General features: G+C 68.9%; 15 protein-coding genes. 8 read left to right on the top strand and 7 right to left on the bottom strand.

Going from position 1 to position 15043, the window contains the following annotated elements; translation table 11 throughout:
* Positions 1-8: 8 nt before the first annotated feature.
* Positions 9-602, bottom strand: coding sequence for a tail fiber protein (locus J7346_RS12545; protein WP_209120316.1), 594 nt, complete (start codon positions 600-602; stop codon positions 9-11).
* 320 nt (positions 603-922) lie between these two features.
* On the opposite strand from J7346_RS12545, the gene J7346_RS12540 reads away from it, so the two are divergent.
* Entirely contained in the window at positions 923-1984 is a 1062-nt protein-coding gene (locus J7346_RS12540; RefSeq protein WP_209120315.1) for a ribonucleotide-diphosphate reductase subunit beta, read from the top strand.
* Here J7346_RS12540 and J7346_RS12535 read toward each other — a convergent pair.
* The 4 genes from J7346_RS12535 to J7346_RS12520 form a co-directional block, all read right to left on the bottom strand.
* Complete coding sequence (locus J7346_RS12535; protein WP_209120314.1) at positions 1981-2745, bottom strand: hypothetical protein; 765 nt, start codon at positions 2743-2745, stop codon at positions 1981-1983. The two genes, J7346_RS12540 and J7346_RS12535, sit on opposite strands and share 4 nt — an antisense overlap.
* Positions 2746-2825: 80 nt before the next feature.
* Positions 2826-4001, bottom strand: a complete 1176-nt coding sequence (locus J7346_RS12530; RefSeq protein ID WP_209120313.1) for a serine hydrolase domain-containing protein — start codon at positions 3999-4001, stop codon at positions 2826-2828.
* A complete protein-coding gene (locus J7346_RS12525; protein ID WP_209120312.1) occupies positions 3979-4740 on the bottom strand; it encodes a molybdopterin-dependent oxidoreductase in 762 nt (253 codons plus the stop codon). The genes J7346_RS12530 and J7346_RS12525 overlap by 23 nt, the downstream gene beginning before the upstream one ends.
* Positions 4721-5482, bottom strand: a complete 762-nt coding sequence (locus J7346_RS12520) for a cytochrome b/b6 domain-containing protein (RefSeq protein ID WP_209120311.1) — start codon at positions 5480-5482, stop codon at positions 4721-4723. Before J7346_RS12520 ends, J7346_RS12525 begins: the two co-directional genes overlap by 20 nt.
* Before the next feature lie 97 nt (positions 5483-5579).
* Between J7346_RS12520 and J7346_RS12515 the strand changes: the two genes are divergently transcribed.
* Positions 5580-6206: a glutathione S-transferase family protein gene (locus tag J7346_RS12515; protein WP_209120310.1), complete on the top strand. Its 627-nt coding sequence runs from the start codon at positions 5580-5582 to the stop codon at positions 6204-6206.
* Positions 6207-6208: 2 nt separating this feature from the next.
* Here J7346_RS12515 and J7346_RS12510 read toward each other — a convergent pair whose 3' ends face one another.
* Positions 6209-6736, bottom strand: a complete 528-nt coding sequence (locus tag J7346_RS12510; RefSeq protein WP_209120309.1) for a transposase — start codon at positions 6734-6736, stop codon at positions 6209-6211.
* A gap of 792 nt (positions 6737-7528) precedes the next feature.
* Here J7346_RS12510 and J7346_RS12505 point away from each other — a divergent pair.
* From J7346_RS12505 to J7346_RS12480, 6 genes are all read left to right on the top strand, one after another.
* Positions 7529-10417, top strand: coding sequence for an ATP-dependent DNA helicase (locus J7346_RS12505; protein ID WP_348521508.1), 2889 nt, complete (start codon positions 7529-7531; stop codon positions 10415-10417).
* Positions 10414-11478 (top strand): DUF2125 domain-containing protein, encoded by a 1065-nt coding sequence (locus J7346_RS12500; RefSeq protein ID WP_209120308.1) that lies wholly within the window; start codon positions 10414-10416, stop codon positions 11476-11478. Before J7346_RS12505 ends, J7346_RS12500 begins: the two co-directional genes overlap by 4 nt.
* Positions 11478-12125 (top strand): hypothetical protein, encoded by a 648-nt coding sequence (locus J7346_RS12495; protein ID WP_209120307.1) that lies wholly within the window; start codon positions 11478-11480, stop codon positions 12123-12125. The genes J7346_RS12500 and J7346_RS12495 overlap by 1 nt, the downstream gene beginning before the upstream one ends.
* A gap of 22 nt (positions 12126-12147) precedes the next feature.
* Positions 12148-13254 (top strand): histidinol-phosphate transaminase, encoded by a 1107-nt coding sequence (gene hisC / locus J7346_RS12490; RefSeq protein WP_209120306.1) that lies wholly within the window; start codon positions 12148-12150, stop codon positions 13252-13254.
* 98 nt (positions 13255-13352) lie between these two features.
* Positions 13353-13829, top strand: a complete 477-nt coding sequence (locus J7346_RS12485; protein ID WP_209120305.1) for a surface-adhesin E family protein — start codon at positions 13353-13355, stop codon at positions 13827-13829.
* A 63-nt stretch (positions 13830-13892) separates the two neighbouring features.
* Positions 13893-14225, top strand: coding sequence for a hypothetical protein (locus J7346_RS12480; protein ID WP_209120304.1), 333 nt, complete (start codon positions 13893-13895; stop codon positions 14223-14225).
* A 3-nt stretch (positions 14226-14228) separates the two neighbouring features.
* Here the strand turns inward: J7346_RS12480 and J7346_RS12475 are convergent, their stop codons facing one another.
* Positions 14229-14999, bottom strand: a complete 771-nt coding sequence (locus J7346_RS12475) for a TIGR02186 family protein (protein ID WP_348521507.1) — start codon at positions 14997-14999, stop codon at positions 14229-14231.
* Between the last annotated feature and the right edge of the window lie 44 nt (positions 15000-15043).

Below are 15043 nucleotides of genomic sequence, written 5' to 3'. Positions count from 1 at the left end.
CCTCCTGTTCAGGGCCGCGAGGGGAAAATGCCGACGGTGGCAATGCACCAGTTCATCGCCAGGATCGGGCTCTGGACGTTGATCGGCTGGCTGCCGCCCGTATGCGACAGGATCTGCGCATTCATCGGCACACTCGGGGTCGTCCCCGAACTTGAATAGATCGGCTGAGCGGGCGGGAAGGTGGCGAGACTGCCGCCTGACGGGTTGCCGGTAGAGGGGCCCTGGGACGAGGCCGCGACCAGGTGGTTGTGGGCCGGCATCTGGTTGACCGTCAGGGTGACCGTAGAACTGCCTGTCGCCAGGCCGATCGGCATGTTGGTGCTGTAGCTGACCGGCGCACGGCCCTGCAGATCCGGAAGGGCGAAGTTTGTCTGTCCATTGCCGCCATAGGTCGTGCCGAGCAGCGAGAACAGTGCGGCGTTCTGCGAGATGGGAAGCAGGGCGCCATTGGCCTTGGCCCAGCCGCGCGGACACCAGTCGGTGCCGAACAGGGTCAGCTGCCCGAGGATGGGTTCGGCCTGGGCCAACGCCGGCGCAGTTGCCGCCGCATTCAGGCCCATGGCCACGGTGGCGCCGAGCGCCAGCAACTTCAGTTTTTTCATGTGTTTAGCCTCCCTGTGCGGACATAATGTCCATAACGCGGGAAGAGCCGAGCCTCAGTCGTCGCCCAATTCCCCCCACGAGCGAACTATAACCGCGGTTTGCCATATTTCTAGTCCAGATGGCTTGTTTACATTTCTCGCTCAAGGCGCGAAGCCGGGAAATGCCCGTCAATCCCCAGGCGGGGCCGGTTAACCACAAGATTTGGGGGCTGCCGCGATCACAATCACAATATCCGCCCCCGACCCCTCTTGGCAGGGCGCGTGAGGCCGCGCATTCTGCGGACTCATCCTTCCGCCTGCCTCCAGTGCACGAGACGCGCATGAACGCCCACAGCCCGATCACGCCCGCCCGCTCCGCCGACGACCTGCCCGGCCTGCTGACACCCTCGGCCGCCTACAAGCCGTTCCGCTACCCGTGGGCCTTCGACATGTGGAAGAAGCAGCAGCAGGTCCACTGGATGCCCGAGGAAGTGCCGCTGGGCGAGGACTGCAAGGACTGGGCGGCCAACCTCAACAGCGCCGAGCGCAACCTGCTCACCCAGATCTTCCGCTTCTTCACCCAGGCGGACATCGAGGTGCAGGACAATTATATGGAGAAATACGGTCGGGTGTTCAAACCGACCGAGGTCAAGATGATGCTGGCCAGCTTCGCCAATATGGAGACGATCCATATCGCGGCCTACGCCCTGCTCCTTGAGACCATCGGCATGCCCGAGAGCGAGTTCGGCGCCTTCATGGAATATGAGGCCATGCGGGACAAGCACGACTATATGGGCCAGTTCGGGGTCGAGACCGACGCCGACGTCGCCCGGACGCTCGCCATGTTCGGCGGCTTCTCGGAAGGGCTTCAGCTGTTCGCCAGCTTCGCCATGCTGATGAACTTCCCGCGCCAGAACAAGATGAAGGGCATGGGCCAGATTGTCAGCTGGTCGGTGCGTGACGAGAGCCTCCACTGCGAAGGCATCATCAAGCTGTACCACGCCTTCAACAAGGAAACCGGTGCGGTCACCAAGGCGGTCGCCGACGACATCGTGCAGTGCTGCGAGACGGTCGTGAACATGGAGGACAAGTTCATCGACCTGGCCTTCGAAATGGGTCCGGTGAACGGCATGACGCCGGACGACATCAAGGCCTACATCCGCTTCATCGCTGACTGGCGCCTGCGCCAGCTGCAGCTGCCCGAACTGTACGGCGGCCGGCGCGAGAACCCCCTGCCCTGGCTGCAGTCCCTGCTGTCGGGTGTGGAGCACGCCAACTTCTTCGAGGCCCGCGCCACCGAATATTCCAAGGCCGCGACCCGCGGATCCTGGCACGGGGCCGACGGCGTTTGGGACAGCTTCGACCTGATGGTCAAGCGCCGCAAGGAAACGGTCGAGGACTAGGTGCCCGGCCGGGTCGCCGCGCAGGGATAGGTCGCGCAGTATTCGGTGCGGATCCGCTCGGCGATACGGGCATTGGCCGCGAACAGCTCGGGACTGACCGTCTCCATTTCATAGGTCGACGCCCCGCCAAATCCGCCGCGGCGGAAGTTGCGCCTTTCCTCGGGGGTCATGGCCTGCACCAGGGCGCGGGCCATGGCGTCATTGCGCGCATCCCCTTCTGCGGTGAAAGCCCGATCCAGCATGTCCGCCACAGGTTGATAGCGGTCGATGGCCACGCTCCGGTGTGCATTCCCCCGTTCGCCGTAGCGATCCACCATCGCCAGCTGGGCCGCCACGATCCGACGGGCCGAGCGCAGTTCGTCGTCCGTCACCGGATCGCCGGTCCAGGCGGGCGGCGCGGACGGCGGGGCGAAATGGATGACGAAGTCGATCTCGCCCGGCGCGATCTTGCCGTCGATTGTCTGCGGCTCGACCAGATACTCGGCCAGAAGGAAGGGAATCGCCTTGTCGAAATTCAGCCCCTCGGGCGCGACGCCGCGCTTGCGACAGCGTTCCAGCGTGCCCGCCGTCGTATAGGCGCAGCGCATCCAGACCTTGCCTTCGATCCCGGCGATCCGGGCGAAGGTCGGATAGGCGGCCCGCATCTTTTCGGCGTCCGGAATCTGGACCATTTTCGCCGGCGTGATGTCGGGGCCCATCTTGCACCCCGTCAGGGCCAGCACCCCCGCCAGTACGGCAAGCCGCGTTCCGATCCTGCGCATGTTACCCCCTCGCGATCCCCCGATCGCACGACGCATCTAGAGGGGAATTCCGCTCCGCGTGCAACGGCTTGCACGCGAGATCAGCGGCGGCCGCGTGTCCGCAACAGGGCATTGGCCGCTGCCTCGGCCGACCCCGGTCCCGTCAGCACCACCGCGGCATAGGCCTGATCCACCGGCGACCAGACCATGGCGGCCTTGACCCCGCTCGCGCCCCCGGAATGACCGACCCAGGTCAGCGGCCGGCCGGGCTCGGGCACCTCATAGATCATCAGGCCGCGCCCATAGGCCATCGGCTGATCGAACATCGGCCAGGGCTGGTCGAGCATGGTCCGCACCCGCTCCGGCGGTAGCAGCTGTCCGGTCAGGACCGCCTGCAGCAGGCTGACGGCCCCCTCGGGCGTCGCCAGCATGGGCCCGGCGGCCCCTACCCAGGCCGGGTGCACCACCACCTCGCCCCGGGCCTCGTCCGGCGGCGGAAGGGGCTGCATATCGGACAGGGCATCATCCGGTGTCACGAACCGCACGCCGGACAGGCGGGCCCGGTTGACGATCCGGCGCGTCAGGATCTGGTCCAGTGGCTGCCCCTCGACCGCCTCCAGTACCGCGCCCAGCAGCCAGTAGTTGGTGTTGGAATAGCGCCATCCCTGCCCGGGACAGAACAGGCTGCCCTCGTCGCGCGCGACGGCGACCAGTTCGTCGAGCGTCCGGAAGCGGGGATCGGCCCGGACCGACGCCGCCTCGTTGGAACTGTAGAGGCCCGAGGTGTGGTCCAGCAGCATGCCGAGGGTGATGCGCTCGCCCAGCGGCACCTCCTCGACCCAGCGCGAGACCGGGTCGTCGAGCGCCACCGCCCCCTCCTCGACCAGCTGAAGCACCGCAACGGCGACCGCCAGCTTGCCGGCGCTGGCCCACCAGAACAGGGGGGAGTCCTCCGCCCCGGTGCGACCCGACCACAGGCCGTCGGCGTCCAGCACGGCGGCCCCCATCGACTCGGCCCCCATGGCACCTGCGGCGCGCGTGAGCACATCGTCCAGGGCATCGTCTTCCCGCCCGGTCACCCCGAAGGTGGAGGCAGGCCAGACGTCGAGAGCAGGCGCAGGGCGAGGGGGCGGCCCGAGACGGGTGACGGCGCCCTCGCACAGCGGGGGCCGGGGCGCCGCATCAGTCGCAGTCTGGGCCAGAGCCACCGTAGGCCACAGGGCGACCAGCCCCGCCAGAAGGAGGCCCCGGGCCCTAAATCCCCGCATACCATTCATAGCCGCGGTCCTCCCAATAGCCGCCCTTGCCCCGGCCGATGTGGGCGAAGCTTTCGACGGCCTCTATCCGCTTGATGTATTTGGCCATCTTGTAGCCCAGCTGACGCTCCAGCCGCAGCCGGATCGGGGCGCCGTGCCTGATGGGCAGGATCTCGTCGTTCATTTCATAGGCGAGGATCGACTGCTCGTGATAGGCCTCGGGAATGTCGATGCTTTCGTAGTAGCGGTCGCCGTCCTCGGTCTGATCGAGAGCATCGAAACAGTGGAACACCACGAACTTGGCCTCGGGCTTCAGACGCGCGCGGTCCAGCACGGCTGACAGGCGCGCGCCCTTCCACTTGCCGATCGAGGTCCAGCCCTCGACGCAGTCGTGCTTGGTGATCTGGGTCCGCGAGGGCATGCGCCGCAGGTCCGTCAGCGACAGGGCCAGCGGGGTCTCCACCAGCCCGTCCACGATCAGGCGATAGTCGCGGAATCCATTGGCCTTGAGCGCCACATATTCCGCATCGGCCGGATCGACCGAGCCATTGGCGCGGAAGTCCTTCGAGATGTCCTTTTCCTGATACTCCGGCGCCAGGGCGTCGCGGGCCAGGGCGCGCTGGGTACGCTTTGACACCTGCTCGGCCTTCTTGACCGTGCATTGGGCCTCGGCATTCCGCACCAGACGGTCACAGCCGGACAGGGCCAGCGCCCCGCCGGCCAGCAACAGGTGACGACGGTCAGGACGGATCGCGGTCATCGGACGTCTCCCTTTCGGTCTCAGGTTCGGGATCGGTGCGGATCACATACCAGCCGGTGATCATGGCCCTGAGATTGTTCACCGGCCCGCTCAGGAACACCAGCAGCACATGCACGACCGCAAAGGTGGTGATGCCCGTGGCCGCGATGAAGTGCAGGGTCCGCGCCGACTGTCGCCCGCCCAGGATCGGCAGCAGCTCCGGGATGGCGGCATTCATCATCGGCGACATGGCCAGCCCCGTGACCAGCATCATCGGCAGCACCACCAGCAGCACGATCAGATAGGTCAGCTTCTGGATGACATTATAGGTCCGGGCCGCCTCGCCTTCCGGAAACTTCAGCCGGGCGTGCTCCACGACACTGTCGGGCAGGTGCGCCAGCTCGGCCCGGCTGGGCTCCAGCATCCGCGCCAGCCGCCCGGAGAACAGGATGTACAACAGATAGATCATGCCGTTGGCGACGAAGATCCAGGCGAAGAAGAAATGCCAGTTCCGGCCGGTCGCCAGATCGCGATAGCCGGGCAAGGTCATCCAGCCGGGAATGGTGCCGATGCTCAGCCAGGGATCGTCAAAGGTCGAGGCCAGGCCCCAGTACAGGTACGGATGCGCCCGCAGGATCTGCAGCCCCGTCATCAGCAGGAAGACCACGCAGACGACATTGACCCAGTGGGTCACCCGCACCGGCCAGGGATGGCGCCAGATTTCAAGGCGACCGAGCGCCAGTGGCCTGTCAGGGCGAGTCATGACGCAACTATCCCCGACTTTGCCATATTGCGAAACCACGGTTGCGTGACGCGCCCCCCAATCCCGGACTAGGCTGTCGAAAACCCGGGAGGACGCCATGGCCGACGAGATCGTTTTCTATACCAACCCCATGTCGCGTGGGCGCATCGTGCGCTGGATGCTGGAGGAGGTGGGCCGACCCTACCGGACCGAGGTGCTGGACTATGGCACCACCATGAAAGCCCCCGAATATCTGGCGATCAACCCGATGGGCAAGGTGCCCGCCATCGTCTGCGACGGCGAGGTGGTCACCGAATGTGCCGCCATCTGCACCTTCCTCGCCGACCGCTTCCCGGAAGCCGGACTGGCGCCGGGTCCGCAGGAGGCCGGGCGCGGCACATACCTGCGCTGGATGTTCTTCGCCGCCGGCCCGCTCGAGGCCGCCGTCACCGCCAACTCACTCGGCCTGCTGCCGCCTGCGGACAAGGCCGGCACCGTGGGCTACGGCAGCTATGACGCCATGGTCGATGCGCTTGAAACCGCCGTCTCGGGTCCGGGCCCGTGGATCCTCGGCGACCGGTTCAGCGCGGCCGACGTCTATGTCGGGGCCCAGATCAACTGGGGCCTGATGTTCAAGTCCCTGCCCGAGCGCGCGGCCTTCATTCCCTACGCCGAACGCCTCCGCGCGCGCCCCGCCTACATCCGCGCCAGCGAGATCGACGACGCCCTGATGCTGAAGGGGTGAGGTCAGGGATCGCCGCCATGGCCTGGGGGGCGATCGGGGGAGAGAGAGTTCGGAAAAACAGACTCCCCTTTCTCCACTTTTGCCTCCGGGGTGGCCGGGATGCCCGCCGCGCGGGGTGGCTCGCGCCGGGTGCGCAGGGCATTCAGGCTGAGGGTGTGGCCGGCGTGGCGGCGGTCGGCGGCCTCGGCGCGGGCCTCGGCCAGGGCGTTGGCCTTCAGCTGGCTATGGATGCGGGTCCAGCGGACGGCCGCCAGGGCATCGCCGGCATCGAGGGCCATGCAGATCCGGCGCCAGACCTTGTTGATAGCCGTGGCCAGATCATCGACGGCGCGGCCCGGGTCGATCGGGGGTGGAGGGGATGGCTGGTCGCGGCGCAGCCAGCCCTCGCGCGAGGCGCGCTTCCAGAAGGTGGTGGGCGAAATGCCCAGCTCGCGGCACACGCGCTGCGCCGTCGCCCCGGCCTGAAAGGCCTCGCGCGCAACCGTCCAGAGGTCGTCGGCGGGGGCGTCCGGGAGGGCGGGGGTGATCATGGCGCCGACGGTGGCACGCGGGTGCGTCAGAAACGGACGGGGGCGTGCCGGGCCGGGCGGTCCAAGGTTCATCACAGCGAACACAGCGAAGAAAAGCCACGGAGGACACAGCGAGGGGGCGCGGAGATCGACGGCGTCGCCCTCTCATCTCCTCCCCCCTCATGGGGGAGGTGGCGCGCCGCGAAGCGGCGGGTCGGAGGGGGCGGCGCTGCGGGTGAAATTTGTGAGTTGTCATCCCGGAAATCGCTCCAGCGATTATCCGGGACGGTCGGGCGTTGAACCGCCGCTCCCGGAAGACGGAACGTCTGTCCGGGAGACGGGAAGATCGGGCGAGAGCGTCTCCCGGATAATCGCCAAGGCGATTTCCGGGAGGGATGGAGTGCACGGACCGCCGTCCCGGATCGCCCCTCCCGGGGCGTCCGGGATGACAACTGTGCCAACATCGACGATGCCCGGATGGCGAGGGGTTAGGGACGCACACCCTCGCATGTCCGCTCGACCTCATTCCATCGCCCGCCACGGTCGAGGCAAGTGTCCACGTCCAGCCATGCTCCGATAGCGGGCCACCACCAAAGCAGCGTGAGGACGATCAGGATGACGCCCCCTCCTGCAAGGAAGAGGAGTCGGCTCATGCGAGGGGGTCGTGTTTTCGGCTCCATACAGACAGCCTGAGCCAGAGGTCCTCGTGCGGCAAGGGCCTGCCACGACCGATACTCTGGTCGAGGCAGAGGATGACGAGAACTGTATCCCGTTCCCGTTCCGTTTCCGCGCGGGCAGGGGTAAGGAAGGGCGGTGTCCCCGGTTGCTGCCCCTCCCTCGTCGCTGGTCCTCGACCTGCCGCCTGCGCTGGCGACGCCGCCGGGTGCGGGGGCGGTGGCGGATGCCGAGGGCGCGCGGGCGATCGGGCGAGGGGCGGCCGAGGGGCTGTTCTGTGGTCCGGCGCCGGTGCTGGTCGCCCATGCCGGGCTGACGGCGCGGCGGCTGGGGCTGGAGGCGCCGCCGCGGGCCGCGCACCTGCTGGATGTGCTGGAGTTGTTCGTCTTCGTGCGGCCCGCGCGCTTTTGTGCGCCGACCCCCACGGGGCTGGCCATTGCGCTGGGTCTGGACGAACCGGTCGGGGCGGTGGCCCAGGCCACGGCCCTGCGCTCGGTCGCCGGACGTCTGCTGGCCGAGCTGTCGGCGGCGGACTATCCGGACCTTGAAGCGGCCCTGACGCTGAATGGCACCCTCTCCCGCGCGGGCTGGAGCTGGGGGGAGCGCGTCGATCAGGCCCTGCGTGCCGGGCTGGTGGCTGCGGGGCGCAATCCGCGCGACCGGCGTGAGCCGGGCACCGGGCTCGACGTCTGGAACCGCCTGTCGGAATGGGAGGAGGTCGCGCCGCGCGGCGAGGCGGGCTCGCACCCGGTCGACAGCGAAAGCGCCCGCATCCGGCTGGACCACATGCTTAAGGGGCTGGGTCTCGACGAGGCGCGCCCCACCCAGTCCGATTACGCCGCCGAGGCCGCCTTTGCCTTCTCCCCGCGCGACCAGAAGGACCAGCCGCGCGCCCTGCTGGCCGAGGCGGGCACCGGCACCGGCAAGACCCTGGGTTATCTGGCGCCCGCCGGTCTGTGGGCCGAGCGCAACCACGGCACCGTCTGGGTCTCGACCTATACCCGCGCCCTGCAGCGCCAGATCGCCCGCGAGGGCCTGGCCCTGCCCGACCATCCCGGCCAGACCCGGCGGCGGGTAGTGGTCAGAAAGGGGCGCGAAAACTACCTCTGCCTGCTGAATCTGCAGGAGATGGTGCAGCAGGCCCAGCTGGGCGCGGGCGATGTGATCGGTCTGGGACTGGTCGCGCGCTGGGCCGGGGCCTGTGCCGATGGCGACATGACGGGGGGCGACTTCCCGGCCTGGCTGCCCGGCCTCTATGCCGCCCCCGCCGCGCACCAGCCCTGGCCCGCCAATCTGGTCGACCGGCGCGGCGAGTGCATACACGCCGCCTGTGCCCACTATCGCCGCTGCTTCGTCGAAAAGACGGTGCGGGCCGCACGCCACGCCGATGTGGTAATCGCCAACCACGCGCTGGTCATGGTGCAAGCCGCCTTCGACGGCGCGCGCGCGGCCCGTCCGGGCGCCGGCGACAGCGAGACCGCCGCCCTCAAGCGGATCGTGTTCGACGAGGGCCACCATCTGTTCGAGGCGGCCGACAGTGCCTTTTCCGCCAGCCTGTCGGGGCAGGAGGCGGCCGAGCTGCGCCGCTGGATCCGGGGGCCGGAAACACGCGCGCGCCGGGGACGGGGGCTGGAACAGCGGCTGGGCGATCTGATCGGCGACGACGGCCCCGCGCGCAAGGCGCTGGGCGATGTGCTGGCCGCCGCCAGCCGTCTGCCGGGCGAAGGCGTCCAGACGCGTATCTTGAGGGGCGCGGACTCTGGCGGCCCCAGCGGTCCGGTCGAACAATTCCTCGCTATCGCGCTGGAGCAGCTGCGTGCCCGGGCCGATCCGCGGGGCGGCGCCGAGGAGCAGGGGATGGAATGCGCCGCCCGCCCGGCCATTCCCGAACTGGCCGCTGCTGCAGCCAGGGCCGCCGAGGCCCTGGCGGCGGTCGAGGCGCCGCTGCTGGCCCTGTCGCGCCATCTCGAGGATGTGCTGGACGAGGAGGCCGAGACCCTGGACGGCGGCGCCCGGGCGCGGATCGAGGGGGCCCTCCGCGGTCTGGACCGGCGCGCGCGCATGACCCTGCCCTCGTGGCGGGCCATGCTGACCGACCTGGCCTCGGGAGACGCAGCGGGCGACCCCGAGTTCGTCGACTGGCTGGCGGCCGAGAGCGCCTTTGGCCGGCTGTCCGACGTCTCCCTGCGCCGCCACTGGGTCGACCCGACCCAGCCGCTGGAGGCAACCGTGATCCGCCCCTCGCACGGGGTACTGGTGACCTCGGCCACCCTGACCGATCCGGACTTTGGCGAGGACCCCTTCCATCTGGCGCGGCTGCGCTCGGCCACGGGGCGGCTGGACATGCCGGCCCGCACGCTCAAGGTCGAAAGCCCCTTTGACTATGCCGCCCAGTCGAAGGTGATCGTGGTGACCGACGTGCCGCGCGACGATCCGCGCCGCACGGCCGCCGCCATGCGCGCCCTGTTCCTCGCCTCGGGCGGCGGGGCGCTGGGCCTGTTCACCGCCATCCGCCGGCTGAAGGCCGTCTATGGCCTGCTGGGCCCGGAACTGGGCCGCGCGGGCCTGCCCCTCTATGCCCAGCACATCGATCCGCTGGACGTGGGCGCCCTCGTCGATGTGTTCCGCACCGAGCGGGACAGTTGCCTGCTCGGGACCGACGCCATCCGGGACGGCGTGGACGTACCGGGCCGGTCGCTGCGCCTGCTGGTGTTCGACCGCGTGCCCTGGCCCCGGCCCGACCTGCTGCACCGGGCCCGGCGGGAACGGTTCGCCCGGGTGGACGGTTCTGGCGGAGGACGCATCTATGACGATGCCCTGGCGCGGGGGCGCATGGCCCAGGCGTTCGGACGACTGATCCGGCGGGCCGATGACAAGGGAGTGTTCGTCATGCTCGACGCCGCCTGCCCCACCCGCCTTTTCGGCGGACTGCCCCCCGGTGTAGAGGTTGAGCGTATGGAACTGGCCGAAGCGGTCGCCACCCTTTCGCGGTTCCTCGGACCAGACGAACACGGAACGACCGCATGACCGCCGACACCCCTGCCCGGTCGCACAGCCGACTGGGTCTCTATCTGCCGCTGCTCATCGCGCTGGGCCTGCTGGTCGCCTGGACCGGCTGGTGGTTCGTGCTGACCCAGCGCATCGAAAGCGAGGTGCTGGCCCGCGCCGAGGTGTTGCGTGAATCCGGCTGGGACGTGCGTCACGGCAAGATCGGCATCAGCGGCTGGCCCTTCCGCGCCCGACTGGACATTCGGGACGTCACAGTGGTCGCCCCCTCGGGCCATGGCGCCCGCGCCCCCGAGCTGATCGCCGAGGCCAATGCCTATGCCCCGCTCCACTGGATGGTGATCGCGACCGACGGCCTGACCGTGCTGCGCGGCGACAAGGGCCGCGTCTTCGTGCGCGCCGACGCCATCCGCATGAGTGCGCGCGACATCTCCGAGGCCTGGCCGCAGATGGCGGTCGAACTGATCAAACCGACCTTCCTGGCCGAAGAGGGGGGTGAGCCCTTCCCCATCTCTGCCGCCGAACGCCTGTCGCTGGAGGCTCGCCCGGCCACCCGCAGGCCGACGGATGCCGCAGCCCCCGAGCCTGCCGCCGACGACCTCGACGTCCTGTTCGAAATGGTTGACGGGCGCGGTCGCCGGGACGGTCCCGTTGATCGCCTGACCGGTCAGGGCCGCCTGAGCGTGCGCACCGAGGTCACCCTGGAACGGGCCGGTGCCCTGACCGGCATGGACCGGGGCGGGGTGTTCGACGCCTGGACAGAGGCGGGCGGACGCTTCTCCAATGTGCGGGTCGAGATGCAGTCGGGCGACAGCCGCGCCCTGCTGACCGGTGGCCCCCTGTCTGCGGATGAGAACGGTCGCCTGACCGGCAGACTGAGCGTCCGGGCCGAGCGCGCGGCGCCCGCCCTTGCCGGTCTGGCCACCACCGAGGACAGTATGGTCGACCGGGCCCAGGCCACCGCCGCGGCCGGGGCCGCCGCCGTGGCCGAACGCGCGCCGGTGTCGCTGGTGCTGGAGTTCCGCGACGGTCGCACCTGGCTGGGCCCCTTCACCCTGGCGCCCGCGCCGCGCCTGTTCTGATGGATCGAGCCTCCCTCGACCGCCTGATCGAAGCCCTGAGTGAACAGGCGCCGCTGTCCCGCGACGGCGAGACCCTGGCCGACCTGCGTCGCAGGCTGGCCGACCTGTCCCCGGCACGTCGCGCGGCGTTGCACGCCGTGCTCGGGCGGCTGGAGGGTGAGGCGCGCGGTCCGCTGCATGTCCATGGCGGGCTCTCGGCCCTGCTGGCCGCCGACCGGTTCGGCCTGGGCTTCCAGCGGCTGGACAAGGCCGAGGACGGGCTGAAGCAGGCTGCCGCCGGAGCCCGGGTGCTGATGGACCTGTCCGGGGTCACAGCCTGGTGGGGTCGGCTGCTGGCCATGCCCGACGTCCGCGTCGTCGGCGCCCTGCCCGACAGTTCGGCCCTCTTGCCCCAGTCGCTGATGATCGCGCGAGGCCAGCCCGAGCCGACCGGCGACGACCGCACCTTCTGGGTCACTGATTCCGCCCTGCCCGCGCCGCGTCTGGTCGAGACGCTCGGCCTCAACGGCCTGGCTGCGGCGCCCCTCATCGCGACCGGCGGCTTGAAGCTGATGATGATCGCGGGCTATGTGCAGGCCGACGACGGGCGGCTGGCTGGCCTGCCCGGCACCCTGACCGGCGTGATCGGCGCCGCTCCCCTCTTTTGAGATTCCCTTCCGCGAGGACTTCATGACCGACGCCCAGGACCCCGCCCGGACGCCCGCGCCCAAGCCCGGCATTCTGGACATCGCCCCCTATGTCGGCGGCAAGTCGAAGATCGACGGCGTGGCCGAGCCGATGAAGCTGTCGTCCAACGAGAACATGCTGGGGGCTGGCGAGAAGGCCCGCGAGGCCTATGCCAATGCGGTCAGCGGCATCCACATCTATCCCGACGGCCGGGCAGCGAAACTGCGCACTGCGGTGGCCGACAAGATGGGTCTCGAGCCCGAGCGGCTGATCTTCGGCAACGGTTCGGACGAGGTCTTTGCGCTTCTGAACCAGACCTATCTGACGCCCGGCGACAACATCGTCTCGGGCCAGTACGGCTTCCTCGCCTACCGGATCTCGGCAAAGGCGAACCAGGCCGAGGTCAAGCTGGCGCCCGAGCCCGACTTCAAGGCGACGCCCGAGGCCCTGCTGGCCCAGGTCGATGAGCGCACCCGCATCGTCTATGTCTCCAGCCCGTCCAACCCGACCGGCAGCTACAACACCGCCGAGGAAATCCGCCAGCTGCACGCGGGCCTGCCCTCGGACGTCATTCTGGTCGTGGACGAGGCCTATGCCGAATACGTCACCGAGTCCGACTGGCAGACCAGTTTCGATCTGGCCCGCGACAGCGAGAACATCGTCGTCACCCGCACCTTCTCCAAGATCCATGGCCTCGGCGGCCTGCGCATCGGCTACGGCTATGCCCCGCTGAAGGTGGCCGAGGCGGTCGACCGCATCCGCCTGCCCTTCAACGTCTCGGTCGCCGGGATCGAAGCGGCCGTCGCAGCCCTCGGCGATGAGGCCCACCAGCAGGCCTCGCGCGAGCTGATCCACACCTGGCGTCCGCGCCTGACCCAGGCCATTCGCGGCTTCGGTTTCGAGGTCCTGCCCAGCGCCGGTAATTTCGTCCTCGTCCGCTTCAAGGATGTGGACCAGTGCAACGCCGCCAATGCCTATCTGAACTCGAAGGGCATCATCGTCCGCCCCGTCGGCGGCTACGGCCTGCCCGAGGCGCTCCGCATCACCATTGGCACCGACGACCAGAACCGCGCCGTCATGGATGCGCTCAGCGAGTTCGCGGCGACCTGAAGATAGGACTGACGGAACCTGACCGCTGTGGGTCAGGGTCTGGCCCGCGCCCGGCGGGCTGGCTAGCCTTCCCGGACCGCTTATCCGGAGAGCTATCCATGCGCCGTTCTGCCTGCCTCAGCCTGATCGCCCTCGGCACCTGCCTCGCCGCCGCCGTCCCGGCCCAGGCGCAGGAGACGCCGCCCCTCGGCGGGCCCTACACCGTGCTGAGCGAAAACAATGAGAGCCTGCTGTTCCTGGCCAGCGGCTCGTTCCGCCGGTCCGGCGACATCGCCTATGCGACCTCGCTGATCGCCATCACCAGCGAGCGGATGGCCACGACCGGGAATATCTCGCACATGGCCATGGCCACCGAGGTCAATTGCGCCAACAACACGACCCGCATCACCTATGGCACGGGCTTCTATGCCGACGGCACGGTCGCCGGAAACACGCCGGGCCAGGAGGAATGGGGCCCCGTCGACCCGACCTCGCCGGCTGGCGAAATCCGCGATATCGCCTGCAATGGGGCCGCGCCGCGCGGCCGCGTGCTGGGCAACGACCCCACCGCCATCGCCAACGCCTTCCGGCGGTAGGCGCCAAGGTCTTGCCGGCCCCGGTTTGCCGCGTAAACTCAGGATATTGCGGGGAGATGGGCAATGATCAAGCGCGTGTACCTAGCGGCCTTCGTGGCGGCTTGTGGGCTTCTGACCGGCTGCGAAGCCACCATGATGTCCGAGCGGCTCGACTATTATGAAATGCAGGGCGTCGCGATTATGACCGACCGGGAAGAGGATGCCGTGCTCGGCAACCCCCAGATCGTGCACCGGGCCTATAATCCCCACAATCAGACCATCTGCGCGCGCGTCGTCGGACAGTCCTGGGTGATGGTCCCGCCGGGTCAGACCAGCGTCATCGGCTACCAGTCGGCCTACGCGACCAGCGCCCGCCACGAGATCGGCCCGGTGAACAGCCGCGGCGGCTGCGGATAGGGCCTAGTTCCGCCTGAACACCCGTGACGCCGTCCAGCCGGTGAAGGCGGCCAGGATCACGCAGAGGATGCCGTAGGTCCACGGCCGGGTCTGGGCGAATTCATAGATGCCCCGTTCGATGCCGACCTTCTCTACGGTCAGTTCCAGCTCGGCGCTGGAGACGGGTTCGCCGTCCTGGAACAGCCAGACCTCGGCCTGGTAGGTGCCGGTCGGCGCGCTGGTCGGCAGGACCACCTCGGCCCGGAACAGACCATCGTCGACGAAGCGCACGCCCTGCGGATCGGCGGCGTACAGGCCTTCCTTTTCGCGCAGCCGGATCACGGCGCGGCGCCAGTCCAGATAGTCCTCTCCCAGACGGCTGACGACCACATCGCGCACGCCATAGCGCGTCACCGTGCTGCGTTCCTCGGGAGCGGCAATGCGCAGGTGGTCCAGCCCCACGCCCAGACGTCGCAGCTGGCCGAAATTGGCGATGTCGCTGAGCGGCCGCGTCGAGGACGTCATGTAGAAGCCCGGCGCCCCCTCGAACAGGACGGGCCGGCTGTTCAGCCACACCCCCGCCGTCTGCGACTTGCGCACCAGTCGCACCGGCGCGTCCGGGCCGCGCACCACCACGACCACATCCGCCGGGGTATCGGTTGGATTGAACACGGCGCCATAGAGGACGATCGACGCCCCGGTGAAGCCCGAGTCGACCTGGACCTCCGTATCGGTCAGGGCCGCCGAGACGCGCAGGATCCGCCCGGTCGCGACCGAGGGATCGCGGGCCAGCACCGGGGCGTCGATCGTCCTCTATGGCGCCGTGTTCAATCCAACCG

This window comes from Brevundimonas sp. A19_0 (assembly GCF_017744255.1).
GTDB lineage: Bacteria > Pseudomonadota > Alphaproteobacteria > Caulobacterales > Caulobacteraceae > Brevundimonas.
Note: the sequence above shows the minus strand (reverse complement) of the source record. Positions and strands in the feature narration are given on the sequence as shown.